Origin of the sequence: Gymnodinialimonas phycosphaerae (genome assembly GCF_019195455.1) — a bacterium.
Lineage (GTDB): Bacteria > Pseudomonadota > Alphaproteobacteria > Rhodobacterales > Rhodobacteraceae > Gymnodinialimonas > Gymnodinialimonas phycosphaerae.
The window spans coordinates 1830593-1857081 of record NZ_JAIMBW010000001.1; the positions used below are offsets into that span (position 1 = coordinate 1830593).

Sequence of the window (26489 nt, forward strand, 5' to 3'; positions counted from 1 at the left end):
CGGTTGTTTGGTTAGCCGAGCATGTCCTCGGTGATGGCGTCGTACCAGCCAAGGCTTTCGCGGTAGGTTTCAGCGCGGACTTCCGAGGTTTCGTCGAGTTGGCTGACGAAGCCGCCGGTCGACACGATGCCCTCGTCCGAGGCCTCGTAGTTGGCACCAACCTTGATGCCGTCATCGGTATCGATCAGCGACCAGCAGGTGTTCGAGAAACGTGCCGGGAAGGCACGGCCATCGGTCAGCGCGGCCACGATGGCGTTTGCGGCGACCTTGGCCTGGCTGTTGGCCGAGAAGCCGGATTTCGGCATCGCGCCCTGTTGCGCCGAGTCACCCAGGATATGGATGCTTTCGTCAACGCGGCTGGACATGTCGTAGGCCGAGACCGGTGCCCAGTTACCATCGTTGAGGTCCGCCTGGAACACGATGCTGCCCGCGCGCATGGCGGGGATAACGTTGCACACGTCCACATTCTCGACGGCGCCGTCAATCGACAGGGTCATCGCGGCGGGATCAACTTCGACCACGCCACCGCCGAAGTCCGGGCCGATCCGCTCGATCATGCCCGAATAGTGGCGCTGCCAGCCGTCCTCAAACAGGGCCTGCTTGGAGAACGTCTCTTTCGGGTCCGCGATAAGGATGCGGGCCGTCGGGTTGATGTCGCGCAGCAAGTGGGCAACCATCGATACCCGCTCATACGGGCCGGGGGGGCAGCGATAGGGGTTGGGCGGGGCGACCATGGCGAAAGTGCCGCCTTCCGGCATCGCTTCGACCTGCGCTTTCAGAAGCTGGGTCTGGCTACCGGCCTTGTAGGCGTGGGGCATCGCGTTTTGCGCGGCCAATGACCAGCCGGGAACCGAATCTTCGATGAAGTCGATGCCGGGCGACAGCACGAGGCGGTCGTAGGGCACGGACTCTCCCCCCGCCAGGCGCACGATCTTGGCGTCACGATCTACCGCAACCGCCCAATCGTGGACCACGTTCACACCGCCGGTGGCCAGATTGCCATAGGTATGGCCAAGGCCATCGAAGTCGCGGAAACCGCCGATGTAGAGGTTCGAGAAAAAGCAGGTGTAGTAGGCCCGCGACGGCTCGATCAGGGTGACATCAACCGCGCCATCACTGTCACGCGCGATATAGCGTGCAGCGGTTGCACCACCGGCACCACCGCCCACGACCACGACCTTGGGCCGAGAATGCCCATCGGCGCGCACGATCATCGGCGCGGCCATCGCTGCCGAGAAGGCGACCGTCGTCCCCAGGAAACCACGTCTGTTCATATTGTATTCCTCCCATTGTGCGCGCCATGTGCCGCGTCTTCTTTAATTGGCCTCTCCCGGGCCAAATGATGTCGCTCCGCCCTATTGGGAAGCGGACTCGAAAAAGGCGGCAAGCGCCGCAATCTCTTCATCGCCCAATCGCGACGTAACCATGTTCATGACCTGATGCTCCCTCTCGCCATTGCGATAGGCCGTGAGCCCCATGATGAAGACCGATGGCGCCAGACCGGCGATGGAGGGGATATCCTCTCCACCCGAGTTTCGGTGGCATGCGGTGCATTCCGTGGACAGGTACTCGCCGTAGGCGACGTCGCCTTCGATCGCCAGAATGGCTGCGATCTCGGGGCTTGGGCCGGTGTCGGCACTGATCTGCGCTGGCGTATCTGCCGGTCCACCTTCTTGCAGAAGAAAGGCAATCAGATCAGTGCGATCCGTCTCGCTTCGAATGCCACGAAAGACCATGCTGGTGCCCGGGAGGTAGTCGCGCGGACTCTCCAGGAAGCGGTCCAGAACAGCCTCGGACCACACGGCGCCCTCGACGCCCGCCTCGGCCAGCGGGGCCGAGTATTCGTAGCCATCGGCAGTGCCAACCACTCGTCCGACAACACCGTTGAGCTGCGGGCCAATCCGGTTGACGGCCCCCTCCCCGATCATGTGGCAGGCGGCGCAGGGGCGATACAACATCTCGCCCCGGGCGGGATCGCCCTCGGCCCAAGCGCCCGCGGCGCTCAGGACAAGGGCGAGGCTTCCCGCCAGTATGTGGGAGCGGGACGGCATCTTACTGCGCCGGTCCGCTTGCCTGGATATAGGCGATGACCGCTGCGATATCATCCTCGGATGACAGCCCCCGGAACGACATCCGGTTGCCCCGCAGAAAGCCCCGTGGATCGGTCAGATAGGCCGCCAGGTTTTCCTCGGTCCAGACCAGACCGTCCTCTGCCGCACCCGTCATGGCGGGGGAATAGCGGAAGCCCTCGACATGGGCCGCTGCGGCACCCACAACGCCGTTCAGGATCGGTCCTGCGCCGTTGCGCGCGTCCTCACCTACTTGGTGACAGGTCTGACACTGACGGAAGACGCCCTCGCCCGCTGCGACCAGCTCCGGATCGGGGCCGGTGTCTTCGGGGGCGGCCTCTTCCTCCGCCTCTGCGGCGTCATCGCCCGCCCCTTCTTCTTCCGGCGTCACATCCAGAACCATAGCGTTCATCGTCACCTCGACGGGGCCGTCCGTGCAGTCGGTCATGCAGGGCTCTTGGGTGAACAAGGGCAATTCGACCTCGGCGCGGTCGTCCATGAAGAACGCGTCCTCGTTGGGCATCTCGACGTCCGCGAAGGTTTCGTTCGACAGGACGAAATCGTCGTCGACCACCTCGTTGAGATAGAGGAGATAGGCGGTGATCGCATAGACCTCATCATCGCTAAGCGATTGCGCCGCGCCGTAGGGCATTGCGCGGTGAACATAGTCCCAAACCGTCGACAGGTACGGCCAGTAAGAACCGATTGTCTTGACCGGGTCTTCCCCGTCCAGCGTACCAAAGCCGCCCGCGAGCACGGGCCAACGGCCCACCGCCTCGCCGAAATCGCCGTGACAGGCCGAGCAGTAATCCACGAACAGCTCTTCCCCGGTCCAGACATCGCCGGAGCCCACGGGAAGGCCTTCGCCATCTGGGCGAATGTCGATGTCCCATGCGGCGACTTCTTCGGGAAGTGCCTCGCGGCCAAGGCCGAACCCACCCTCGCGGGAGGGGGCTGCCGCCTCTTGCGCGACGGCATAGATCGAAGTGGAGGCCAGCAGGATGCCTGCGGTCAATGCTATCTTTTTCATGATCTTATCCAACCTCCACGTTTTCGGCTGTCCCATCCTCAGACAAGGCCCAGGTCTGAATGGAGTTGTTGTGGTAGATGGAGTTCTCGCCCCGGATCTCTCGCAGTTGGTCCTTGGTGGGCTGCACGTAGCCGGTGGAATCCATCGCCCGGCTTTGCAGCAACAACGGTGAGCCATCCCAGTCGAATTCATAGTAGAAGCGGTGCATCGACTTGTCGAAACTGGGGCCCGACATGCGCGCTTGGTTCCAGTTCTGACCGCCATCAAGGCTGACATCGACCCGCGGGATCGAGCCGCGCCCGGACCACGCCACACCGGTGATCACGGTCGGCCCCGGCCCGTGCAGGATCGGCGCCTGCGGCGAGGGGTTGGTGATGACGGATTTCGCATCCATCACCCAGGTGAAGCGGCGTGCTTCGCCATCTTCCAGAAGGTCGGTGTATTTCGACGTCTCTTCACGGTGGTGCCACGGCTGGTCGCCGACTTCGATCCGACGCAGCCATTTGACCCACATGTTGCCTTCCCAACCGGGCACGACAAGACGCATGGGATAGCCTTGTTCTGCCCGCAGCCGCTCACCGTTCATGTGGGTGGCGACAAGGCAATCGTCCAAGGCTTTCTCCAGCGGGATGGAGCGGGTCATGCCAGAGGCATCAGCCCCCTCGGGCAGAATCCAGGCCGCGTTCGTACGCACGCCGGCCTCTTCCAGAAGTAGCCGCAAAGGCACGCCGGTGTAGACGACGTTGTGGATCATCCCGTGGGTGAACTGGCAGCCATTCAGCTGCGCGCCGCGCCATTCCATGCCGGTGTTGGCCGCACATTCCAGGAAATAGGTCCGGTTCTCACGCGGGAAGCGCATGATGTCTTCGACGGTGAAGACCATGGGCGTATCGACGAGGCCGTTGATCATCAGGCGATGCAGGCCGGGGTCAACCTCGGCCACGCCGCTGTGGTGACGCTCGAAGCAGAGGCCGTTGGGGGTGATGATCCCGTCCAACTCGTGCAGGGGTGTGAAGTTGATCGAGCTGACGCTATCGGCGGTCAGCCACGGCACGTTGCGGCGTATGACATGGGCCTCATGGGGCGATGGCATCCCGTAAGGGGACGCATCGACGCCCGCGCCGAGGTACTGCTGCCACGGCTGCATCTCGGTGATCGCCGGATCAGGGGCTGCCTGGGCATGGACCATCTGGCCCGTCGCCACAGCACCCGTTGCAACGGCTGCCCCTTGGAGGAATTTGCGGCGGCTGGTTGGTTTTGCGGTCTCGTCGGACATCGGGTTCCTTTCTCGATCGGCAGAGGGGGTGTCGCTCAATTCGCGACGACATCCACGGAATTGTTGGGTTCAATCTCGACGGTGCCCTGCGCGCGGATGTGGTCTTCCAGCACATCCCAGATCGCGGGGCCCTCGGTGTCTTCGTTCACGCTCGCCCATCCGGCGACGACGTAGGTTTGATCCGCTTCGATCCGCTCTCCGGTTTCCAGCAAGGTCATCTCGGTGATGCGGTTGCCTTGGGATTGCGAGGTGTCGATACGGTAGCCCATGCCCCCGATGCGGACCATGTCGCCGCCTTGCTGATAGTAGGGGTCGGGGTTGAAGATGTTTTCGGCCACGTCCTCGAAAATTGTCTTGAGCAATTCACCGGTCATCTCGGTCCGGTAGGCCTCGGGGTAGGTCATGGCGGTGACGTTGTAGATATCCTCTCGGGTGATGTTCTGGCCGGGCAGCACCGCGGCGCCCCAGCGGAAGCCGGGGGACAGGGCGATCTGGGCATCGCGTTGGGAAATCAACGCGTTACAGATCACATCGTCCCACGTGCCGTTGAAGTTGCCCCGGCGATAAAGGAGCGAGCCTGAAGTGCCGATGACCTCGGACATTTCCTCTTCGAACGGCGCGCGGGTCTCCGCCACAAGCGCGGCCATCGTAGGATCGGGCGCAATCACGTCCGAAAAGATCGGGATCAGGCGATGATCCAGCCCTTGCAGGCCTCCATCGCGAATATCGAGGTCCACGCGGCTGACGAATTTCCCGTGCGAGCCGGACGCGATCAGGAAGGTGTTGCCGACCTGGACCGGCTCGGGCAGCGCATCATGGGTGTGACCCGTCAGGATCACATCAATGCCGGGAATGTCGCGGGCGAACTGACGGTCGACGTCAAAGCCATTGTGGGAGAGCAAGACCACGACCTCGGCGCCAGCTGCCCGGACTTCTTCCACCACTTCCGCGATACGCTCGCGGCGCAGGCCGAAGGAGTATTCGGGGAACATCCAGGACGGGTTCGCGATCGGCATATAGGGGAAAGCCTGCCCGATCACGGCGACCATCGTGCCGCCGCGCTCGAACATCTTGTAGTCGTCGAAGACCGGCTCGTCCCATTCGATGTCGAAAATGTTGGCGCCAAGGAACGCCGGGTTCAGCGGGCCTTCCACGATCTCGCGCACCCGGTCCGAGCCGAGGGTGAATTCCCAATGCGACGTCATCGCTTCGGTGCCAAGCGCGTTGAAAAGCTGCACCATGTCGGCGCCTTCCGTGCGCAGCGCGGGCAGCGAGCCCTGCCATGTGTCCCCGCCATCGAGCACGATCGCCTCGGGCCGGTCACCCTTGATGGAATTGACCACCGTGGCGATGCGGTCGAGGCCGCCCATACGGCCATAGGTTTGTGCCAGTGAGGTGAAGTCCGTGTAAGTCAGCGCGTAGTCCATTTCCGACCCGCGGGTGATGCCGTAGGCGGCGCGGAACGCGTCCCCCACAAGGTGCGGCGGCTGGCCAAAGGCGGCGCCCACGCCAAGGTTGAACTCAGGTTCGCGGAAGTAGATTGGCTGGGTCTGGGCGTGGATGTCTGTGATATGGATCAGGGTGACGTTGCCGAAGGTGCTGGACCCGATCAGGCCTTCCTGGGTCAGGGTCTGCTGCGCGGCAAGGCGCGACCAATTGCCGAAGCCAGACGCCCCATAGAGCGCCGTGGTGGCCATGGCAGCTTGGACAAAGTGACGTCTGGAGATCATGGTTGGCCTCGATATATATTCGTGATTTCGAATGTTTAGACTGAAACCCCTCCCCGACGGCATGTCAGGGAGGGGAAAGGGTCTTAGTTTCGGACGGAGGGACCTTCGACGGTCAGACCGTTGCCGCGCGTGGCGACATAGAGTTCCAGCGCGATGAACTCATCGCTACCTGGGGCAAAGGACTCCGCCCGCGTGTCGCGGATGCACCCAAAGAAGCGCCCATGGACCGAGTTCAGGCGCGAGTTACGCAGACGGTACGTCGGGAAGCCGTTGATCTGGCCCTGGCTCAAGTGATCGGCACGAATGTTGTTGCCGTAGTTCTGTTCGTGACAGTTGGCGCAGCTCAACTCCAAAAGACCATAGCGGGTGTAGTAGATCTCTTCGCCCTGCTCCCATGTGGACTGGGCCGGGCCATCCATGGCAACGTCAATCACCATGCCGCGGCTGACAGAAGAAATCAGCGCGGACATCTGGCGCATTGGCCCGCTGTCGTAGCCGTAGGCTTCCGCGCCCATCCGCTCGGTCATGCATTCGGTGATCTGCATCTCGACCGTCTGGACTGTGCCGTGCTCTTCATCCCACTGGGGATATGTCGCGCGCACACCGGCAAGGCTTTCGGGATTCTCATGGCAAGAGGCGCAGCTTTGCCCCTCGGTCCCCATGACCGTGTTGAACGTATCGCGGGCAAGGTCGACGTCCAGCATGGCGGGGTTGTCGAAGTCATCTGCCTGCATCGCTTGCGTTCCGGGAGAACGGAACACCCAGCCCGAGTAGATCGTGTCGAAGACATCCTCCAGAAATTCCGGCGGATCCGTTTCCACGATCATTTCGATGTCACCGTTCACGATCAGGATGTTCTCATCCCCGATGTCGGAAACCGCCGCAGTGGCGGCGACAATCGCCGCGATCGCAGCGCTTCCCGCAACGAATAAGGGTTTGCGTTTGATAGCCATGATTGTCGTCCTCCCGATGACGGCTAGAGCTTAGCTGACGGTGATGTCTGCGGTTTCCTCGTAGATGGAACCGTCATCGTCGTACCAAGTGAAGTTGAACGTGCCCGTCTCGTTCACCACCGCTTCGAACTGGAAGTAGGGGTTGGTCGAGATCGACGGCTCGATCGTGACGTCGATCACGTTGATGCCGTTGAAGTCACACACGAAGCGGTTGATGATCGACCGCGGGATGATGTTGCCATCACCGTCGCGGCGCTGGCCGCTTTCCATGACGTGGCTGATCAGCGACCGGACGGAGACGATGTCTCCGGCGGAGGCTTCACGAGGGACGCGGACGCGGGGTGTTACGTTATCTGCCATTGTTCTTTCTCCCTAACTCAGCCGCCGCAGCCGCCGATGGTGACGCGCACGGTCTGGCTGGCGCTCACAAATGATCCGTCTGGCATGCGCGCGATCGCCATGACATCTTGTTCCCCGGCCAGGCGAATACGCGTGGACGCCGCTGACGACCCGGACGCCGGGCCGAAGTTGAACGTGGCCACATCCGGGTTCGGGTTACCGGTGGCGAGGACAATGATCGCCTCCGCACCGGGGGCATCGACCTCGATCGGGACGGTGTTGCCGTTCTCGGCAATCTCGGGGGCGATCAGTGTCATGCCGCCATCGGCCATATCGGCGCCACTGGTGAAGGCGTTGATCGCATCTTCGACCTCTTGGGCCGTAGCAGTCAGTGGCATCGCCAGGAAAGCCGCGACTGCGGTCAGGCCTGTGCCAACAAAAGTTCTGCGGGTCATCGACATATCGAATGATCTCCTTGGATGGAACGGGGGGTTAAGCTTTGATTAATCTCTGAGCGTGAGCAGGTAGGCTACGACGTCCTCGATATCCTGCGCAGACAGGATCGGGGACAACGGACCTTCCGCCGCGTTGCCGGTGTACCCGTCGCCGGGGCGCGTGAAGCCCGAGACGCGGTAGAATGAAGGCATGACAGAGTCCGGGAAAACCGCCTTGGCGTTCACCATGATGCCGCGCAGCGCCGCTTCTTCCCAGCGGTCCCCTGCCCCATCAAGCGAGGGCCCGACCTCTCCATGGAAGTCGTACGCGTCAAGGGCGGTGACCTGATGGCACGCAATGCAGTTGCCCAGGCCCCGGTCGGTCATCACTTCGATACCCCGTGTCGGATTGCCGGGCACGCCCGTCAGCGATTCGGCGACGTCGCCGTATTCGTTAGATACGACATCATCAGGGGATGTAACGTCGGCATGTGAAGTGGTTGCGGCTAAAGCCAGACCAGCCACCAAGATGATATGGCGTTTCAAGTTCGATCCTCCCAAGGTCGATTCAGTCTCCCGTCGTATACCGTAGACGCAGGCTCACGAATAATTCAACTACACATTTGCATTTTTGCATATGAAATCGGCCCGACATTGACTTCGATCAACGAGTCAGTCGTTTTCCGGCGACTGGGTGAGCAGCTGCCGCGCGTGGTATTGTTGGAAACTTTCTTCTCCGGCATAGCCTTCCTCAAGCACCCAATTGAACATGTTGAAAGTGGTCCAACGGCCGAAAGCGCCGGGCATTGTGGCCACCGCGGCCTCGATCCCAGTGGCGTCCGGCGCAACCTCCTGTGGAAAAAACAGAATCGTCGGGGTGAACAAGATCCGCCAGCGCCGGACGACTTCACTTTCCGACATGACCTCTCCGTCGAAATCGACAACCTCGGTGCTGCCGTACATGTTCAGGCGCACGACGAAGAAATCGTCGGTCAGCAACTGCTCAATCTCGGGGACAACGAAGACCTCTTCGTACATCTCCGCGCAGTAAATGCAGCCGCGCTGCTCGATGATGATGGCAAGGCGCTGGCCGTTGGCGGTAGCTTCCTCCAGATCCTCGCGCATGTCGCGGAAGGTCTCCATCAACCACGGAGCCACGTGGAGCCCGTCGGCATTCAACTCGGCCTGCGCAGCAAGCGGGCTCAATGCCAAAGCCCCGGCTACCATCAATGATCTCAAGAACATATCGCTTTCCTCCCCTAGCGTTGGGCTGTCAGCCCATCGACTGAAAAACTTCGAAATTCGTGATCATCCACTGCCCGATGTAGTTCATCGCGTTCGTCGCGATCAGGACGCCAAAAATGACCAAGGCACCTCCGGTGATCTTCTCGACCTTGCCCAAGTGCCGGCGGAACCGGGACATAAGGGCCATGAACGGCCCAACGAAAGCGGCCGCCAGAATGAAGGGCAGCGTCATTCCCAGCCCATAAGCCGTCAGCAGCCACGCCCCCTGCCCCGCCGTATCGGTGCCGGCCGCAGTGAAAAGGATCGCCGCAAGGATCGGACCGACGCAGGGCGTCCAGCCAAAGGCAAAGGCCAGTCCGATCAGGTAGGAGCCGCCAAGGCTGAGGTTGCGAGTGCTGCCCGCCTCGGACCGCCATTGGCGGTTCAGGATGCCAATGCGGAACACGCCGAGGAAGTGCAGGCCCATCACGATGATCAATGCCGCTGCGATCCAACGCAGCACGTCGAACCATTCGCGCACCAACTGCCCCAGCGCCGAGGCCGAAGCCCCCAGCCCCACGAAAACCGTCAGCATGCCGGCCGCGAAAAACAAAGCGGCCACGATGGCCCGCGCGCGCACCGATCCCGAAATCGTGTCCTGCCCCGCGACCGTGTTCACACTTACCCCGGCAAGGTAACTCAGATAGAACGGCACCATCGGCAGGACGCAGGGCGACAGGAATGACAACAGCCCCGCAAGGAACGCGCCGATAAAACTGACGTCTAACATTAACCCTCATCCCGGTCACTTCGATGCAAACACATTCAAGAATTCATATTAGATGTGCTTTCGAGCGCGGGTCAATTACCCGTTGCGTGGCGATGTTGCTTTGCACGCTTGGGTTGATCTCGACTTTGGGCGCCACGCCCGCGCGCGCCGAGATGTCGTTGCTGATGTTTGAAGAGGTCGGCTGCATGTGGTGCGCGCGCTGGAATGCAGACGTCAGCCCGGAATACCCGATCACGCCCGAGGGCATCGCCGCGCCCTTGCGTCGTCTGGACATCCACGACGCCCTGCCAGAGGATCTGGCACTGACGTCGCGCCCCCGTTTCACACCGACCTTCGTGTTGATCGAAGATGGAACCGAGGTGGGCCGGATCGAGGGCTATCCCGGCGAGGATTTCTTTTGGGGTCTGCTGGCCCGTTTGATCGCCCAAGCCACGCCAGAGGATTAGGCGAAACGCTTGCGGTATTGATTTTTTTGCAAGGATTGTGCCATTTTGGTAGCCCTGCACCTGCAGAAAACATAAGCAGGAGGGGCTCGATTGTCCGAATTTCACTGAAAACAGCACACCCATGGCGCCCCAAACTGCACAGACCCGATCCATTTTGCCCGACCCGGGCGAACCGATGGACGATGCGAAGTGGAACCGTGTGCGCGACAATGCGCAAGAAGCGACCGACTTTCTGAAAGCGCTTAGCCATGAGGGTCGCCTGATGATCCTGTGTTCGCTCGCCCATGGCGAGAAATCCGTGACCGAGTTGGAACAGATGCTGTCGCAACGCCAGGCTGCCGTGTCGCAACAGTTGGCACGGTTGCGCCAGGAGCGGCTGATTTCAGCGCGCCGCGAAGGCAAGCAGATCTTTTACAGTTTGACAGATGACCGCGCGCGCCGGATCATCGAACAAGTCTACGAGTTGTTCTGCGCATAACCCCAGTGTCGGCCTTTGCTGTCACCAGGTGCGCATCGGAGGGAACTTGCTCGACACCATTGGTGAATCGGCTGCGATCCTGCTTGTTGGCGGGGTAGGTGGCACCCTTCTTGGCCTGGCCGCGCGCCTGGGCAAGTTCTGCACGCTTGGCATGGTAGAGGATGCGCACTTCGGCCAGGACTTCGGACGCATGTGGATGTGGGTGACGGCGCTTGGCGTGGCGATCACCATGAACTTCGGTGCGGATGCGCTGGGATATATCGATCTGTCGGCGACCGGCCTTCTGTCAACGCGCTTTTCCGTTCCCGGCGCACTCCTCGGTGGCCTTCTGTTCGGCTATGGCATGGCCCAGTCGGGCAACTGTGGCTACGGTGTTCTGGCCCGACTGGGCGGCGGTGACATCCGTGCCCTGATGATCGCGCTGGTGATGGGGATCACGGCGACCGCCACGATCTTCGGCGTGCTGTCGGGAATACGCAACGGGCTGTTCCCGTTCGAGCCGTCCCCCGGCGCTCCGCAAGGTCTTGCCCATTGGGTGGGCGACGCATTTGGCCTGTCCGCAAACGCCATCGGGCTGACCGTTGGGATCCTGGCGCTTCTTGCCTCCATCCGCTTCCAGACAACCGGCCACCGCCTGCGTCGGGTAGCATGGGGGGCGGTCGTGGGCGTTGCCATCAGTTCCGGCTTCATCGGCACCTATTCCATCGCTACCCAAGGGTTCGAGCCTTGGCCTATCGCCTCCCATACCTTCACCGCGCCGGTCGGAGACACGATTCACTACGCCATGTATTCCACCGGCCTTCTGCCGAAGTTCGGCATCGGGTCGGTTCTGGGGGTTCTGATCGGCAGCGTGATCGGCAGCCTGATCCAGGATGGCTTCCGCTGGGAAGCCTGCGATGACCCCAGAGAGCTGCGTCGCCAATTGGCCGGTGCCGCGACCATGGGCTTCGGCGCCGTGCTGGCGGCTGGGTGCAGCGTCGGACAGGGCCTGTCCGCGCTGTCGATGTTCTCGGCGACCGCGCCCCTTGTCGCGGTCAGCATCTGGTTCGGCGCATGGCTGGGGCTGAAGCACCTGATCTACGGGTTCGAACGCGCGACCTAGGTTCTTGCCCCCGGACGCTCCAAGACGCCTTCCTCACGTCAGTGTGATGGAAAAGCCGGTGAAACCGAGCCAGCTTTGTGACTTCGTCACCAAACTCTTTCTCCAAACCTGTCAAAACAGCTCCAGTAGCCACAGGAGAACCACCATGTTTGAACGCAACGTAGGAAACATTGACCGCATCGCCCGCTTCGCCCTTGGGGCGCTGCTGATCGTCCTTGCCCTGACGGGCACCATCGGCATCTGGGGCTGGATCGGCGTCATTTTCGTCGCCACCGCTGCGATGAATTTCTGCCCCATCTACCGGGTCTTCGGCTTCAAGACATGCCAGGATTGCTAGCGCACGTCACCGCAATCCGCCGCCGATCCTGCCCCTAAACGACGCGCAGTTCACCGGCGTTTACGACATAGGCAAAGCCGTTGCCTGGCAGTTTCAGCATGCCCGCGTCCAAGGCCGCCGCCGAAGGCCCGGTCAGGCGGGCATCCGCGCCCACTGTCACCAAGATCGCGTCCGGCGATAGGTTGAAGATGCAAGTCAGCGTCTCTTCAGCCACCCGGCGGAAGGCCAATAGCGGCTCGGGCAGGTCCAGGAATTCAGTTGCCCCGTGGCTGAGCGCGGGGCTGGCTTTGCGGAACGCAATGGCGGCCTTGTAGAAGGCGAGGATGCTGTCCGTGCCTTGGCTGTCGACGGCATGGGCCGCTTGTGGAGCCTTCACCGGCAGCCACGGCGTCCCGGTCGTGAAACCCGCGTTGGGCGCGTCCTTCTCCCATACCATTGGCGTGCGACAGCCGTCGCGGCCCTTGACGCCGGGCCAGTAGCGGATGGCGGGCGGATCGTTCAGTTCGTGGAATTCCATCTCGGTTTCCAACTGCCCCAGCTCCTCGCCCTGATAAATGCCGATGGTGCCTTCGAAGGCCATCAGCATGGCGCAGGCCATGCGCGCCATGGCGTCGTGGCTGACGGCATACTCTTCCCACCGCGAAACATGACGGGGCACGTCGTGGTTGGAGAACGACCAATACGGATGCCCATCAGGCGCGCCCTGCTGGAAGCCCTCTATGCAATTGCGAAAGTGCTCGGCGCTGAAATCGGGACCCAGCATCGCAAAGCTGTAAGCCATGTGCAGGCGGTCCGTGCCCTTGGTATAGTCGCCCATGATCTCGATCGAACGGCGGCCCATTTCGCCCACTTCTCCCACCATCATGATGTCATCGTATTGGTCGGCAAGCGTGCGCAGGCGTTCAAGGAATGCCAGGTTCTCGGGCCGGGTCTTGTTGTAGATGTTGTCCTGCATCCCGTAGAGATCGGTTGCCATGACCTGCGGTTTCGCCTGTGCAGGCGGGTTGGAGCGCAGCTGCTGATCGTGGACGTAGTAGTTGACGGTATCGAGGCGGAAGCCATCGAGCCCCCGGTCCAGCCAGAACTTGCACGTCTCCAGAATCGCGTCCTTCACGTCCGGGTTGTGGAAGTTGAGGTCCGGCTGCGAGGCAAGGAAATTGTGCAGGTAATACTGCCCCCGCTGGGGGTCGAATTCCCACGCGGGGCCACCGAAATGGCTGTGCCAATTCGTGGGCGGTGCGCCGTCGGGCAGCGGGTCGGCCCAGACATACCAATCGGCATAGGCGTTGGTGCGATCCTGTCGTGAGGCCTTGAACCACTCGTGCTGATCCGAGGTGTGGGACAGAACCTGGTCGGTAATCACCTTCAGGCCCAGCCCGTGGGCCGTCTCGATCAGGCGGTCGAAATCATCCAGCGTGCCGAACAGCGGATCGACGGCCAGATAATCCGACACATCGTAGCCCATATCGGCCTGTGGGCTTTTGAAGATGGGCGACAGCCAGATGCAATCGGCCCCCAGATCCGCCACATGGGACAGGCGCCGGGTTATGCCTGCAAGGTCGCCAACCCCATTGCCGGTGCTGTCTTGATACGACCGGGGATAGATCTGATAGATCACCGCATCGCGCCACCATTCTTTCATGTCGTCTCCCCTCTCTCAGCCACTTTTTTACTGGCATGATATGTCGCGTCGGCCCAAGCTACGGATGTTGCCCCCCAGTGACAAAGCAAACTCTGCAACGCTTGCAAGTTGGGGCAGGCAATGACAGAGCGGTAATGTTAGCGCTACCATAATCGCGTGCATCGGCTGTGGAAGAGGGACAGATCGTGGCGAAAAAGACATCAAAAGCCCCGAATGCAGGTGCAAAGGCGCCCGCAACTCCCTCGCCGGAGGCAACGCCCCCTGCCCCCGCGATCTCGGACTTCGACCGCTATCTGATCGGCGAAGGCACGCATCGCCAGCTTTGGCGCGTACTCGGGGCCCATGTGCAGCCCGGTGCCACCCATTTCGCCGTTTGGGCGCCCAATGCACAGGCCGTCTCTGTGATCGGGGATTTCAACAATTGGGATGCGGGACAGGCACCGATGGCGCGCTCGGGAGCCAATGGCCTGTGGGAATTCACGATCCCGAACGTGGGCGACGGCGCACTCTACAAGTATCACATCGTGGACGCGCACGGAGCGGTGCGCCTGAAAGCGGACCCGGTGGGGTTCGGTTCTCAACACCCGCCCGAGCAGGCCTCGGTCGTGCGCGATATCGACGGGTATGGCTGGCGCGATGCTGGATGGATGGCGACGCGGGCGCAAGCGGCCGACCGCACCGCGCCCGTTTCGATCTACGAGGTTCACCTTGGGTCTTGGCGGCGCAAGTACGACGACGGCGGCAGGCCGCTTTCGTATAAAGAACTGGCCGAAGACCTCGTGGGCTACGTCAAGCAAATGGGCTTCACCCATATCGAGTTGATGCCGGTGTCTGAATATCCCTTTGATGGGTCCTGGGGCTACCAACCCGTCGGCCTTTATGCGCCCACGATCCGTTTTGGCCCGCCGCACGAGTTCCGCGATTTCATTGATGCCGCCCATGTGGCAGGCTTGGGCGTTTTGCTCGATTGGGTACCGGGGCATTTCCCGACGGACGACCATGGGCTGGCGATGTTTGACGGCACACACCTTTACGAACACGCCGATCCAAGGGAGGGGTTCCACCAGGATTGGAACACCCTGATCTACAACTATGGCCGCACCGAGGTGCGAAATTACCTGGTGGCCAACGCACTATACTGGATGGAGGAATACCACCTCGACGGTCTGCGCGTGGATGCCGTCGCCTCCATGCTCTACCGTGATTATTCCCGCGATGAGGGGCAGTGGGTGCCAAACCATGAGGGCGGGCGAGAGAACTTCGAGGCCATCGCTTTCCTGCAAGAGATGAACGTCGCCGTCTACGGCGCGGACGCCTCCGTCATGACAGTGGCCGAGGAAAGCACCAGCTTTCCTGGCGTATCCCAGCCCGTGCACACGGGCGGCCTCGGGTTTGGATACAAGTGGAACATGGGCTGGATGAACGACACGCTCAGCTACATGGAGATGGACCCGATCCACCGCCAATACCACCACGATGAGATGACCCGCCCGATCATGTGGCAGTTCACCGAAAACTTCATTCTGCCCATCAGCCACGACGAAGTCGTACATGGCAAAGGCTCCATGCTGGCGAAGATGCCGGGCGACGAGGGCCAGAAATTCGCCAACCTGCGGGCCTATTATGGCTACATGTGGATGCATCCGGGCAAGAAGCTGATCTTCATGGGAAGCGAATTCGCGCAGCCCGAGGAATGGTCCCATGACGCCGAACTGAATTGGCACGCCGCAAGCCAGCCCGCCCACGCAGGCGTGCAAACGCTGATCCGGGACCTCAACCACCTCTATACCAGCACCCCCGCGCTCCATGTGGGCGACTGCGTTCCGGAAGGCTTCGCGTGGATCTGCAATGATCCGGCACAATCGACGCTTGGGTTTGTGCGCTATGGCAGCAAGGGCGATGCGCCCGTCGTGGTGATGTGCAACTTCACGCCGGTCGAACGCTCGGCTTTCCGCATCGGCGTGCCCGAAGCGGGGCAATGGGACGAAGTGCTCAACACCGATGCACACGCTTATGGCGGCAGTAATATCGGCAACTTGGGTAGTGTGGCGTCACAGGACATTGCCTGCGACGGGCACCCACAATCCGTGGTGCTGACGTTGCCACCGCTTTCAACGGTCGTCTTGCGGCTTCAAGATTCATAAAGGTTCGGGGAGGAACCAGGAATGGAAACGAAACGACTGACGCAACGCTCCATGGTGTTTGTTTTGGCGGGGGGCCGGGGAAGTCGCCTGCGCGAATTGACCGACCGCCGCGTGAAACCTGCCGTGCCTTTCGGCGGCAAATCCCGCATCATCGACTTTGCCCTGTCGAATGCCGTGAACTCCGGCATTCGCAAGATGGCGATCGCCACACAATACAAGGCGCATTCATTGATCCGGCACCTGCAACGGGGCTGGACCTTCTTTCGCGCCGAGCGCAACGAGTTCCTTGACATCCTGCCCGCATCCCAACGCACCGGCACCGAGGCGTGGTACGCCGGCACCGCAGATGCGGTGACGCAGAACATCGATATCGTAGACAGCTACGGCGTGGATTACATCATCATCCTTGCGGGCGATCACATCTACAAGATGGACTACGAGATCATGCTGCGCGAGCATGTGGAGAATAACGCCGACGTCACCGTCGGCTGCCTGACCGTGCCGCGTATGGAAGCCACGGCCTTCGGCGTCATGGCCACCGATGCGGAGGGGCGCATCACCTCGTTCCTCGAAAAGCCCGCCGATCCCCCAGCCACGCCGGAAGATCCGGACATGGCGCTGGCCTCCATGGGGATCTACGTCTTCAAATGGTCGTTCCTTCGCGATCTGCTGGAGAAAGACGCGCTCGACACCAATTCCTCCCACGATTTCGGCAACGATCTGATCCCCGAGATCGTCAAGAACGGCAAGGCCATGGCGCACCGCTACGACAAAAGCTGCGTCCGGGCCGATGGCGCGCCGGTCTATTGGAAGGACGTGGGCACCGTCGATGCCTTCTGGGAGGCGCACATCGACCTGACCACCTTCACCCCGGACCTCAACCTCTGGGACCGCGATTGGCCGATCTGGACCTATTCCGAAAGCGTGCCGCCCGCCAAGTTCATCCACGATGAACGCGACCGGCGGGGCATGGCGATTTCGTCGATGGTCTCGGGCGGCTGCATCATTTCAGGCACCGAAGTGCGCAACTCCTGCCTGTTCACCAACGTCCACACCAATTCATATGCCGTACTGGATCACGCCGTCGTGCTGCCCAACGTCGTCATCAACCGCCGGGCGCGGCTGCGGCAGGTGGTGATTGACAGCGGTGTGATCATCCCAGAGGGCCTCGTAGTCGGCGAAGACCCCGTCGAAGACGCCAAGTGGTTCCGCGTGACCGAACGGGGCACGACGCTGATCACGCAAGACATGCTTGATGCGCGTGACGCATCGGCATGACACGCGTTCTGTCCGTCGCCTCTGAATGCGCACCGCTGGTGAAAACCGGCGGCTTGGCTGATGTGGTTGGCGCCCTGCCAATCGCCATGGCCGCCTTCGGGGACGAACTGCGCACCCTGATCCCCGGCTATCCCGGGGTCTTGGAGAAGGTGAGCCAAGGTGAGGTCGTGGCAGAATTCACCGACCTCTTCGGCGGTCCCGCGCGGGTGGAAGCGGTACAAGCCGCGGGGCTCGAGTTGTTGATCCTTGTGGCCCCGCATCTTTTTGAGCGCGCGGGCGGCCTGTACAACGATGCGATGGGCCAGGATTGGCCCGACAACCCTGAACGCTTCGCGGCCCTCAGTTTTGCGGCCGCGCAGATCGCCGCTGACGGGCTTGGTGATTGGCACCCAGATGTGGTCCATGGCCACGATTGGCAGGCCGGGCTGGTGCCCGAATACCTCGCCGCCCTGGGTTGCGCCGTTCCGTTCATTCTTACCGTCCACAACGTCGCCTTCCACGGCAATGCGCCGGGCGATCGGATCGCCGCGCTGCGGCTGGACCCGGGGCGGTTCCACGCGGATCACTATGAATTCTGGGGCCAGATCAGCGCACTGAAGGCCGGACTTATGGGCGCGGCCCAGATCACCACTGTGTCGCAAACCTATGCGGAAGAGCTGATGACGCCGCATTTCGGGATGGGCATGGATGGCGTCTTGCGGCATCGCCGTCGCGACTTGCATGGCATTGTCAACGGCATCGACATCGACGTCTGGAACCCCGCGACCGACGCGGAAATCACCCCATACACGACGCTGAAGGGCAAGGCCGCCAACAAGAAGGCCTTGCGGGCAGAGTTTGGCCTCGGCCCGGCAAAGGGCCCACTTTGCGTGCTGGTGTCGCGCCTTACGGACCAGAAGGGCATCGACCTGCTGCTTCACGCGCTGCCCGCTTTGCTGGATCGCGCGGGGCAAGTGGCGGTCCTTGGCTCCGGCGATCCGGCCCTTGAAGTCGCGCTGCTGGAACGCGCGGCCGATGACCCTAACCTTGCGGTGAAGATCGGCTACGACGAGGCACTGTCGCACCGCATGATGGCGGGCGGCGATTGCATTCTGGTGCCCTCCCGGTTCGAGCCTTGCGGGCTGACGCAGCTTTACGGTCTGCGCTATGGCACCCTGCCCCTTGTGGCCCTCACGGGCGGTCTTGCGGATACCGTGATCAACGCCTCGCCGGCCGCCTTGGCGGCGAAGGTGGCAACCGGCATCCAGTTCTCTCCGATCACGGCCGAGGCGCTGGCCAATGCATTTACCCGCCTCTGCGATCTCTACGCCGAGCACAAGGTCTGGACGGCGATGGTGCGCAACGCCATGAAGGCCCCCGTGGGCTGGGACACCTCCGCCGCCCGCTACCACGCGCTTTACGAGGCCACCGCCCAAAAATGATTGGCACCGATGCTTGAAAACTATGCCATCGAGGCAGGCGTGCCCAATCCCCTTGGCGCGACCTTCGACGGGAACGGCGTAAATTTCGCCGTCTTCTCAAGGCATGCCTCGCAAGTAACTCTGTGCCTGTTTAACGAGGGGGGTCAAGAGACCCACCTGATCGCCATGCCTGAACGCGATGGCCACGTCTGGCACGGCTATATCCCCGGCATGGGGCCAGGCCAGCAATACGGCTTCCGCGTCCATGGCCCCTTCGCCCCGGAAGAGGGCCACCGATTCAACCCCTACAAGCTGCTCATCGATCCCTACGCCAAGCGCCTGACCGGCCAGCCGATCTGGAATGATGCGCTTTACGGCTACGTCCATGGCGAGGATGATCTTTCCTTTGATACCCGCGATAGCGCACCTTACATGCCGCGTTCGATCGTGACGGACCCCTCGTTCAGTTGGGGGGCGGACGCCGCGCCCCGCGTTCCGATGGATGAGACGGTGTTCTACGAGGCCCATGTAAAGGGCCTGACCGCTACGCATCCGGGCGTGGAGGCGCCGGGCACATACCAGGGCATGGCCTCGCCCGCGATCCTCGATCACCTGGTGAAACTGGGCGTCACCACGGTCGAGCTGCTGCCGACGCAGGCCTTTGTCGATGACCGGTTTCTGGTGGAAAGAGGCCTGCGCAATTACTGGGGCTACATGACCTATGGCTTCTTCGCGCCCGAGCCTCGGTACATGTCCAACGGCTCGATTGCCGAGTTCCAGCAAATGGTCGCCCGTTACCATTCCGCCGGGATCGAGGTCATTCTTGATGTCGTCTACAACCATACTGCCGAGGGGTCCGAACTGGGGCCAACCCTCGCCTTCCGGGGCCTCGACAACGCCAGCTACTACCGATTGGCCGAGGACAAGCGCTATTACATCAATGATGCGGGCTGTGGAAACTCGCTGGATTTTGACAATCCTTTTACCCTGCGCATGGTCATGGACTCTTTGCGGTATTGGGTTGAAGTCATGCACGTCGATGGATTCAGGTTCGATTTGTGCAGCTCGCTCGGCCGCACGGACGGGGTCTTCAACCGCGATGGGCCGTTCTTTCGCGCGATCCGGCAGGACCCGGTCCTGAACCGTGTCAAGCTGATCGCGGAACCTTGGGACCTGGGCCCCGACGGCTATCAACTGGGGGCGTATCAAGCGCCCTTCGGTGAATGGAACGACAAGTTCCGCGACGACACGCGCCGCTTCTGGCGCGGCGACGCGGGCATGGTCGCCGCGATGGCGGGGCGGCTTTCGGGCTCTGCCCCGCAGTTCGACCATGACGGGCGCGCGGCCACGGCCTCGGTCAATTTCATCACCGCCCATGACGGCTTCACTCTGCGCGATCTGGTCAGCTACCGCGAGAAGCACAATGAGGCCAATGGCGAGGACAACCGCGATGGACACTCGGGCAACCACTCCGACAATTTCGGCGTGGAAGGGGATACCCATGACCCCGACATCCTTGCCGCGCGCCGCCGCCGCCGCCGCAATCTGATCACCACGTTGATGTTGTCGCAAGGCACGCCGCTTCTGCTGGCGGGCGATGAAATCGGCAATAGTCAGGGCGGCAACAACAACACCTACTGTCAGGATAGCGAGATCGGCTGGGTCCACTGGGCCGACCGCGATGACAAGTTTCTCGCCTTCTGCCAGAAGGCCATTGCCTTTCGTAAAGCGCACCCGGTGCTGCGCCAACGGCGGTTCCTGCACTCCAAGCCGCGCTACATCGACGGCGCGTCGGATCTGTTCTGGCGCCGCACCAACGGCGCACCGATGCGGCAGTCAGATTGGGACAATCCCGACAACAAGATCATCGTGGCCGAAATGCGCATGGCCTCTGGCACGCCAGCCTATATTCCGCGCGAGGCGGCGCTTCTGGTCGTTCTAAACGTCGGCGACGCGACCGAGATCACCCCGCCGCCCCATGCGCACGCACATTGGGTCCGCCTCTTTGATACGGCGCAACCGGACCCGATGGTTGCAGACGGCGCCACAAACGCAAGCACGCCCATCGACGCCAACTGCGTCGTCGTGTTCGAGCTTCAACCCGACCCGGAAGGACAAGATCATGCCCCATGAGCCCGTCACCACGAAGCCCATCGAAGGTCAGAAGCCCGGCACCTCCGGGCTGCGCAAGAAGACCCGCACCATCATGGAGCCGCACTACCTGGAGAACTACGTCCAATCGACCATCGATGGCATCGGCGGCGTGTCCGGGGCCACGTTGGTGGTGGGCGGTGACGGGCGCTACTTCAATGACCGAGCCATTCAGGTGATCCTGCGGATGCTCGCGGCCAATGGTGCGGCGGGAGCGATCGTGGGCCAGGGCGGGCTGCTCTCCACACCTGCCGCCTCGCACCTGATCCGCAAACGGGGCACCGCGGGCGGCTTCATCCTGTCGGCCAGCCACAACCCGGGCGGGATCGATGCGGATTTCGGCCTGAAGTTCAACGGCCCCAACGGCGGCCCCGCATCCGAAGCCGTGACCGCGAAGATCTTCGAGGCCACGACAAAGATCAGCGCCTATCACATCGCCGAAGCGCAGGAAGTGGACCTGGGCACTATCGGCACGACGGCCCTGGGCGGTATGTCGGTGGAGGTCGTGGACCCAGTTGCCGACTATGCGGCGCTGATGGAAAGCCTCTTTGACTTCCCGAAAATCAAGGCACTCTTCACCTCGGGCTTTCGGATGCGCTTTGACGCGATGCATGCCGTCACCGGGCCCTATGCCACGGCGATCCTGGAAGACACGCTGGGGGCCGCGAAAGGCACCGTGATAAACGGCACCCCATCGCCTGATTTTGGCGGCGGCCACCCGGACCCCAACCCGGTCTGGGCCAAGACCCTGATGGACGAAATGTATGGCGATGATGCCCCCGACTTCGGCGCCGCTTCCGACGGCGACGGCGACCGCAACATGATCGTGGGCCCGCACCAATACGTGACCCCCTCCGACAGCCTCGCCATCTTGGCCGCCCATGCCCATCGCGCGCCCGCCTACGCGTCGGGACTGGCGGGCGTGGCACGCTCCATGCCGACCTCGGGCGCGGTGGACCGGGTGGCGGCGGCGCAAGGCATTGAATGCTACGAGACCCCCACGGGCTGGAAATTCTTCGGCAACCTTCTGGATGCGGGCCGCGTCACGCTTTGTGGAGAGGAAAGTGCCGGCACGGGATCCGACCATGTGCGCGAAAAGGACGGCCTTTGGGCCGTGCTGTTGTGGCTCAACATCCTGGCCGATAGTGGCCAGTCGGTAGCCGACCTGATGGCCGCGCTCTGGCGAGACTACGGGCGCTGTTACTACAGCCGCCACGACTATGAGGATGTGGAATCGGACCGCGCCCACGCGGTGATGAACGGCCTGCGCGCGCGCCTCGCGTCGCTGTCGGGCACGCAAGTGGGCGGTTTGACGATCAATTTTGCCGATGAATTTGCCTATGACGACCCGGTCGACGGCGCACGCACAGAAGGCCAGGGCCTGCGCATCGGGTTTGAGGGCGGCGCCCGCGTCGTGTTCCGCCTGTCGGGCACTGGCACCGTCGGCGCCACGATCCGGATGTATCTGGAACGGCTGGAGACAGACCCAGAGGCGCTGTCTCAACCCGCCGAGGAGGCGCTGCGCCCCGTGGTCGACGCCGCATTGGCCCTTTCGGATCTGAAGGCGCTGACCGGGCGCGACGGGCCTAACGTCATCACCTGAAGGCACCTGTTCCTTCCGGCCGAAACGTGGCATGGCGTCCGCCACAAGCACGAGCATCGGAACCTTTCCATGAACGCCCCAAGCCAGATCACGTCAGACTTCTCCTCCAACGACTTGCACGCGCGGATCGCGCAGCATCTGACGTATACGCTTGGCAAGGACAGGGCGCACGCCAGCACCTATGATTGGCGCATGGCTGTCAGCCACACGATCCGCGACCTGATCGTGGAGCCGTGGTTCGCCGCCACCCGCCGCACCTACGAGGCACAGGGAAAGCGGGTCTACTACCTGTCGATGGAATTCCTGATCGGGCGCATTCTGGAAGATGCGATGATCAATCTTGGCCTGCATCGGCAGATCGAGGCGGTTCTGGCCGAAGAGGGCATCGCGCTGGCCGATGTAATCGAGGATGAGCCGGACGCAGCCCTTGGCAACGGCGGTCTGGGGCGATTGGCGGCGTGTTTCATGGACAGCCTGTCGACGATCGGGTGCCCCGCATTCGGCTATGGCATCCGCTACGAGCACGGGCTCTTCCGGCAGCGGTTCGAGGGCGGGCGACAGGTGGAAACGCCCGAAGATTGGCTGAACCAGCCCCACCCCTGGGAGTTCGAGCGTCCCGAGGCCGCCTATACCATCCCTTTCAAGGGCACGGTCTGGGACGGTATCTGGACCCCGTCTGAGACGGTTCTGGCCCGCGCCTATGACACGCCTGTCGTCGGCTGGCAGGGACAATGGGCCAACACCTTGCGCCTGTGGGGCGCGCATCCGACGGAGCTGTTCGACCTTGATCGGTTCAACTCGGGCGATCACACCGCCGCCGCCCACCCCGAGGCCCTGGCCCGCACGCTCTCACGCGTGCTCTACCCCGAGGACGCCACCGACGGCGGCAAGGAATTGCGCCTGAAGCAGGAATTCTTCCTCGTCTCCGCCGCGTTGCAGGACCTGCTGCGGCGTTTCACCACTGAATATGACGACCTGAACCTGCTGTCTGAAAAAGTCGCGATCCAGATGAACGATACGCATCCGGCACTTGCGGGCCCCGAGATGATCCGCTTGCTGATGGTAGATCACGGGCTGGACTGGGACGCCGCGAAACGCATCGCGCAGGGCTGCCTCAACTATACCAACCACACGCTTCTGCCCGAAGCGCTGGAGCGGTGGTCGACCTGGCTGATGGGCCGCGTGCTGCCCCATCACATGCAGATCATCGAGCGCATTGATGCCGAACATCGCGCCGCCACGGGCTGCCCCCCGCACCTTGGGATCGTCTGGCAGGACCAGGTTCACATGGGCACGCTGGCCTTCGTGATGGCGTCCCACGTCAACGGCGTCTCGGCGCTGCACAGCGATCTGATGGCCAAGACGGTGTTCGCGGACCTTAACGCCGTCTACCCGGGGCGGATCCTCAACCAAACCAACGGCGTCACGCCGCGCCGATGGATGCGGCTGGCCAACCCGGGCCTGTCGCGCCTGATCACCGATGTGATCGGCGCAGGCTGGGAGGCGGAACTGGATCGTTTGCGCGACCTTGGCGCCCACGCGGACGACCCCGATGTCCTTGCGCGCCTCGCCGCCGCCAAGCGCGCCAACAAGGTGGCGCTGGCCGATTGGGTGGCCGCGAAAACGGGGATCACTCTGAACCCGGACGCCCTGTTCGATGTACAGATCAAGCGCATCCACGAATACAAACGCCAATTGCTCAACGTCTACGAGACCATCGCGCGCTGGCAGGCGATCCGCCAGACCCCGGACGCCGATTGGGTGCCGCGCGTCAAGATCTTCGGCGGCAAGGCCGCGCCCGGCTATTGGGTCGCCAAGGACATCATCCGCCTGATCAACGACGTCGGGGCTGTTGTGAACAGCGACCCCTTGATGCGGGACCGTCTGAAGGTGATCTATCCCGCCAATTACAACGTCTCCATGGCGCAGCGGCTGATCCCGGCGGCGGACCTGTCGGAACAGATTTCCACGGCAGGCAAGGAAGCGTCGGGCACCGGGAACATGAAGTTCACGATGAACGGCGCGCTGACAATCGGCACGCTTGACGGTGCCAATGTCGAAATCCGCGACCGTGTGGGGGCCGAAAACTTCTTCCTTTTCGGCATGGATGCGGACGGCGTGCAGGCCCGCTACGCCGTTCCCGACCATGCCCGCAAGGCGATCTTGGCCAGCAAGGTCCTGCAAGAGGTCTTGCAGGTCATCTCCGAAGGCCGCTTTTCCCCAGACGAGCCCAAGCGCTACCATGGTCTGGTCGACGCGACCTGGAACCATGACCCATTCCTCGTAGCCTCGGATTTCGACGCCTACCTGTCCGCCCAGGCGCAGGCGGACGCCGCATTCAAGGACCCCGATCACTGGCACCGCCTTGCCCTGCGCAACATCGCAGGTTCTGGCCATTTCTCCTCGGATCGCACGATCAGGGGGTATATGGCAGATATCTGGGGCGCCGAAAGCCTGCTGCAGGACACGTGAAGGAACCCGCGCCATGACCAACCCTCTCTATAACGCCCTGCTCAAACACCAGTCCGACGACGCTGTGTTCCTGGATGTGCCGGGGGGCGGCGCGCTAAGCTATGGGGCCCTGCGTCACGCGATTTCTACCGCTGCTGGGGCCTTGGGGGCGGCGGGCGTTGAACCGGGCGACCGGGTGGTCTGCCAGATCGCCAAATCGCCCGAGGCGCTGATCCTCTACCTTGCCACCGTCGCGGCGGGTGCGGTCTTCGTGCCGCTCAACACTGCCTATACGCCCGTGGAACTGGACTATTTCCTGGAAGATGCCGAGCCCGCCCTGCTGGTCCTGGACGAGACGACCCAAGCGGCCAAGCCCGTGGCAGAGGCGCGCGGTGTCGCGACGGCCGCGCCGCTCGATCTGGTGAATTCTACCGCGACTCCGTTGGCCGCGCCTGCCCCGCGGGAGACCGGCGATCTGGCCGCGATCCTCTATACCTCCGGCACCACCGGGCGCTCAAAGGGCGCGATGTTGACCCACGGCAACCTGATCTCCAACGCGCAGGCCCTGAAGGTCTGCTGGCGCTTCACCGCCAAGGACGTTCTGCTCCACGCCCTGCCGGTCTTCCACACTCATGGCCTGTTCGTGGCCACCAACGTCACGCTGGCGGCTCATGGACGGATGATCTTCTGCCCCTCGTTCAACCTCGATCAATTGGCCGAGTTGATGCCGCAGGCGACCTCGATCATGGGGGTGCCGACGTTCTACACCCGAATGATCGGCGACGCGCGCTTTGACAAGGCGGCGATGAAACACATGCGCCTGATCATTTCGGGCTCCGCCCCTTTGCTGGCTGGCAGTCACCGCGCGTTCGAGGCCCAGACAGGCCACGCGATCCTGGAACGCTACGGCATGACCGAGACCAATATGATCACCTCCAACCCCTTCGCCGGCGAACGGCGCGCGGGCACCGTCGGCCACCCGTTGCCCGGCGTGTCCCTTCGGCTGGCCAACCCCGACGACGCGGGCATCGGCAGTATCGAGGTGCGCGGCCCCAACGTCACCCCCGGCTATTGGCGTAACAAGGAAAAGACGGCGGAAAGCTTCACCGAGGATGGCTGGTTCATCACGGGTGACCTAGGCATCAAGGACACCGAAGGCTACGTCTCCATCGTGGGTCGTGAAAAGGACTTGGTGATTTCGGGCGGCTTCAACATCTACCCCAAAGAGGTGGAGGTCGAAATCGACGCGCTGCCCGGCGTGCTGGAAAGCGCGGTCTACGGCGTGGCGGATGCTGATCTGGGCGAGGTCGTCGCCGCAGCCGTGGTGCTTGAGTCCGATGGCGCCACCGACGCCGACGCAATTCTCGCGGCGCTCACCGACCGCCTCGCGCGATTCAAGGTCCCGCGTCATGTGCGGATCATGAACGAGTTGCCTCGTAATGCCATGGGAAAGGTGCAGAAGGCTGCACTTCGGACGGATCATCCTTCTGTGTAGAAAAACGAGAAAAGGTAAAGATACGTTTTTGGTGATTTTTGATGTATTTTTCTTAAAATCAATTGCTTGAACGCATTTCTTCATGTCATTGAACGTTGGTGAAGTATTCAATTAATA

23 protein-coding genes are annotated in these 26489 nt (G+C 62.3%); 11 read left to right on the top strand and 12 right to left on the bottom strand.

Annotated elements, in window-relative coordinates:
- Positions 1-11 precede the first annotated feature (11 nt).
- From KUL25_RS09030 to KUL25_RS09080, 11 genes are all read right to left on the bottom strand, one after another.
- Complete coding sequence (locus KUL25_RS09030) at positions 12-1274, bottom strand: NAD(P)/FAD-dependent oxidoreductase (RefSeq protein ID WP_257892641.1); 1263 nt, start codon at positions 1272-1274, stop codon at positions 12-14.
- Between the two features lie 81 nt (positions 1275-1355).
- Complete coding sequence (locus KUL25_RS09035; RefSeq protein WP_257892642.1) at positions 1356-2051, bottom strand: c-type cytochrome; 696 nt, start codon at positions 2049-2051, stop codon at positions 1356-1358.
- 1 nt (position 2052) lies between these two features.
- Positions 2053-3099 (bottom strand): c-type cytochrome, encoded by a 1047-nt coding sequence (locus KUL25_RS09040; protein WP_257892643.1) that lies wholly within the window; start codon positions 3097-3099, stop codon positions 2053-2055.
- 4 nt (positions 3100-3103) lie between these two features.
- Positions 3104-4375: a sulfite dehydrogenase gene (gene soxC, locus KUL25_RS09045; RefSeq protein ID WP_257892644.1), complete on the bottom strand. Its 1272-nt coding sequence runs from the start codon at positions 4373-4375 to the stop codon at positions 3104-3106.
- Positions 4376-4410: 35 nt separating this feature from the next.
- The gene (gene soxB / locus KUL25_RS09050; RefSeq protein WP_257892645.1) at positions 4411-6105 is read right to left on the bottom strand and encodes a thiosulfohydrolase SoxB; all 1695 of its coding nucleotides are present in this window, start codon (positions 6103-6105) and stop codon (positions 4411-4413) included.
- An 83-nt stretch (positions 6106-6188) separates the two neighbouring features.
- Positions 6189-7058 (bottom strand): sulfur oxidation c-type cytochrome SoxA, encoded by an 870-nt coding sequence (gene soxA, locus KUL25_RS09055; protein WP_257892646.1) that lies wholly within the window; start codon positions 7056-7058, stop codon positions 6189-6191.
- A 30-nt stretch (positions 7059-7088) separates the two neighbouring features.
- Positions 7089-7418, bottom strand: coding sequence for a thiosulfate oxidation carrier complex protein SoxZ (gene soxZ, locus KUL25_RS09060; protein ID WP_257892647.1), 330 nt, complete (start codon positions 7416-7418; stop codon positions 7089-7091).
- 17 nt (positions 7419-7435) lie between these two features.
- A complete protein-coding gene (gene soxY, locus KUL25_RS09065; protein ID WP_257892648.1) occupies positions 7436-7858 on the bottom strand; it encodes a thiosulfate oxidation carrier protein SoxY in 423 nt (140 codons plus the stop codon).
- 42 nt (positions 7859-7900) lie between these two features.
- Complete coding sequence (gene soxX, locus KUL25_RS09070; protein WP_068364303.1) at positions 7901-8377, bottom strand: sulfur oxidation c-type cytochrome SoxX; 477 nt, start codon at positions 8375-8377, stop codon at positions 7901-7903.
- A gap of 126 nt (positions 8378-8503) precedes the next feature.
- Positions 8504-9076, bottom strand: coding sequence for a SoxW family protein (locus KUL25_RS09075; protein WP_257892649.1), 573 nt, complete (start codon positions 9074-9076; stop codon positions 8504-8506).
- A gap of 28 nt (positions 9077-9104) precedes the next feature.
- On the bottom strand, positions 9105-9845 hold the full coding sequence (locus KUL25_RS09080; RefSeq protein WP_257892650.1) for a cytochrome c biogenesis CcdA family protein: 741 nt from the start codon (positions 9843-9845) through the stop codon (positions 9105-9107).
- 92 nt (positions 9846-9937) lie between these two features.
- Between KUL25_RS09080 and KUL25_RS09085 the strand changes: the two genes are divergently transcribed.
- The 4 genes from KUL25_RS09085 (at position 9938) to KUL25_RS09100 (ending at position 12208) form a co-directional block, all read left to right on the top strand.
- Positions 9938-10291 carry a thioredoxin domain-containing protein gene (locus KUL25_RS09085; RefSeq protein ID WP_257892651.1) on the top strand — a complete coding sequence of 118 codons (354 nt, stop codon included), beginning with the start codon at positions 9938-9940 and terminating at the stop codon, positions 10289-10291.
- 175 nt (positions 10292-10466) lie between these two features.
- The gene (locus KUL25_RS09090) at positions 10467-10769 is read left to right on the top strand and encodes an ArsR/SmtB family transcription factor (RefSeq protein WP_257894834.1); all 303 of its coding nucleotides are present in this window, start codon (positions 10467-10469) and stop codon (positions 10767-10769) included.
- Between the two features lie 46 nt (positions 10770-10815).
- Positions 10816-11871 (top strand): YeeE/YedE family protein, encoded by a 1056-nt coding sequence (locus KUL25_RS09095; protein ID WP_257892652.1) that lies wholly within the window; start codon positions 10816-10818, stop codon positions 11869-11871.
- 145 nt (positions 11872-12016) lie between these two features.
- A complete protein-coding gene (locus KUL25_RS09100) occupies positions 12017-12208 on the top strand; it encodes a YgaP family membrane protein (protein ID WP_257892653.1) in 192 nt (63 codons plus the stop codon).
- A 34-nt stretch (positions 12209-12242) separates the two neighbouring features.
- Here the strand turns inward: KUL25_RS09100 and KUL25_RS09105 are convergent, their stop codons facing one another.
- A complete protein-coding gene (locus KUL25_RS09105) occupies positions 12243-13850 on the bottom strand; it encodes an alpha-amylase family glycosyl hydrolase (RefSeq protein ID WP_257892654.1) in 1608 nt (535 codons plus the stop codon).
- A gap of 272 nt (positions 13851-14122) precedes the next feature.
- Here KUL25_RS09105 and glgB point away from each other — a divergent pair, with 272 nt between their 5' ends.
- The 7 genes from glgB to KUL25_RS09140 all read left to right on the top strand — a co-directional run bounded on the left by glgB (position 14123) and on the right by KUL25_RS09140 (position 26372).
- Positions 14123-15994 carry a 1,4-alpha-glucan branching protein GlgB gene (gene glgB / locus KUL25_RS09110; protein WP_257894835.1) on the top strand — a complete coding sequence of 624 codons (1872 nt, stop codon included), beginning with the start codon at positions 14123-14125 and terminating at the stop codon, positions 15992-15994.
- Positions 15995-16015: 21 nt separating this feature from the next.
- Positions 16016-17272 (top strand): glucose-1-phosphate adenylyltransferase, encoded by a 1257-nt coding sequence (gene glgC / locus KUL25_RS09115; RefSeq protein ID WP_257892655.1) that lies wholly within the window; start codon positions 16016-16018, stop codon positions 17270-17272.
- Entirely contained in the window at positions 17269-18693 is a 1425-nt protein-coding gene (glgA, locus tag KUL25_RS09120) for a glycogen synthase GlgA (RefSeq protein WP_257892656.1), read from the top strand. Before glgC ends, glgA begins: the two co-directional genes overlap by 4 nt.
- A gap of 9 nt (positions 18694-18702) precedes the next feature.
- A complete protein-coding gene (gene glgX, locus KUL25_RS09125) occupies positions 18703-20805 on the top strand; it encodes a glycogen debranching protein GlgX (RefSeq protein WP_257892657.1) in 2103 nt (700 codons plus the stop codon).
- Positions 20795-22426, top strand: a complete 1632-nt coding sequence (locus KUL25_RS09130; protein WP_257892658.1) for an alpha-D-glucose phosphate-specific phosphoglucomutase — start codon at positions 20795-20797, stop codon at positions 22424-22426. The genes glgX and KUL25_RS09130 overlap by 11 nt, the downstream gene beginning before the upstream one ends.
- A 69-nt stretch (positions 22427-22495) precedes the next feature.
- Positions 22496-24898 carry a glycogen/starch/alpha-glucan phosphorylase gene (locus tag KUL25_RS09135; protein ID WP_257892659.1) on the top strand — a complete coding sequence of 801 codons (2403 nt, stop codon included), beginning with the start codon at positions 22496-22498 and terminating at the stop codon, positions 24896-24898.
- Positions 24899-24911: 13 nt separating this feature from the next.
- Positions 24912-26372, top strand: coding sequence for an AMP-binding protein (locus KUL25_RS09140; RefSeq protein ID WP_257892660.1), 1461 nt, complete (start codon positions 24912-24914; stop codon positions 26370-26372).
- The last annotated feature ends 117 nt before the right edge of the window (positions 26373-26489 follow it).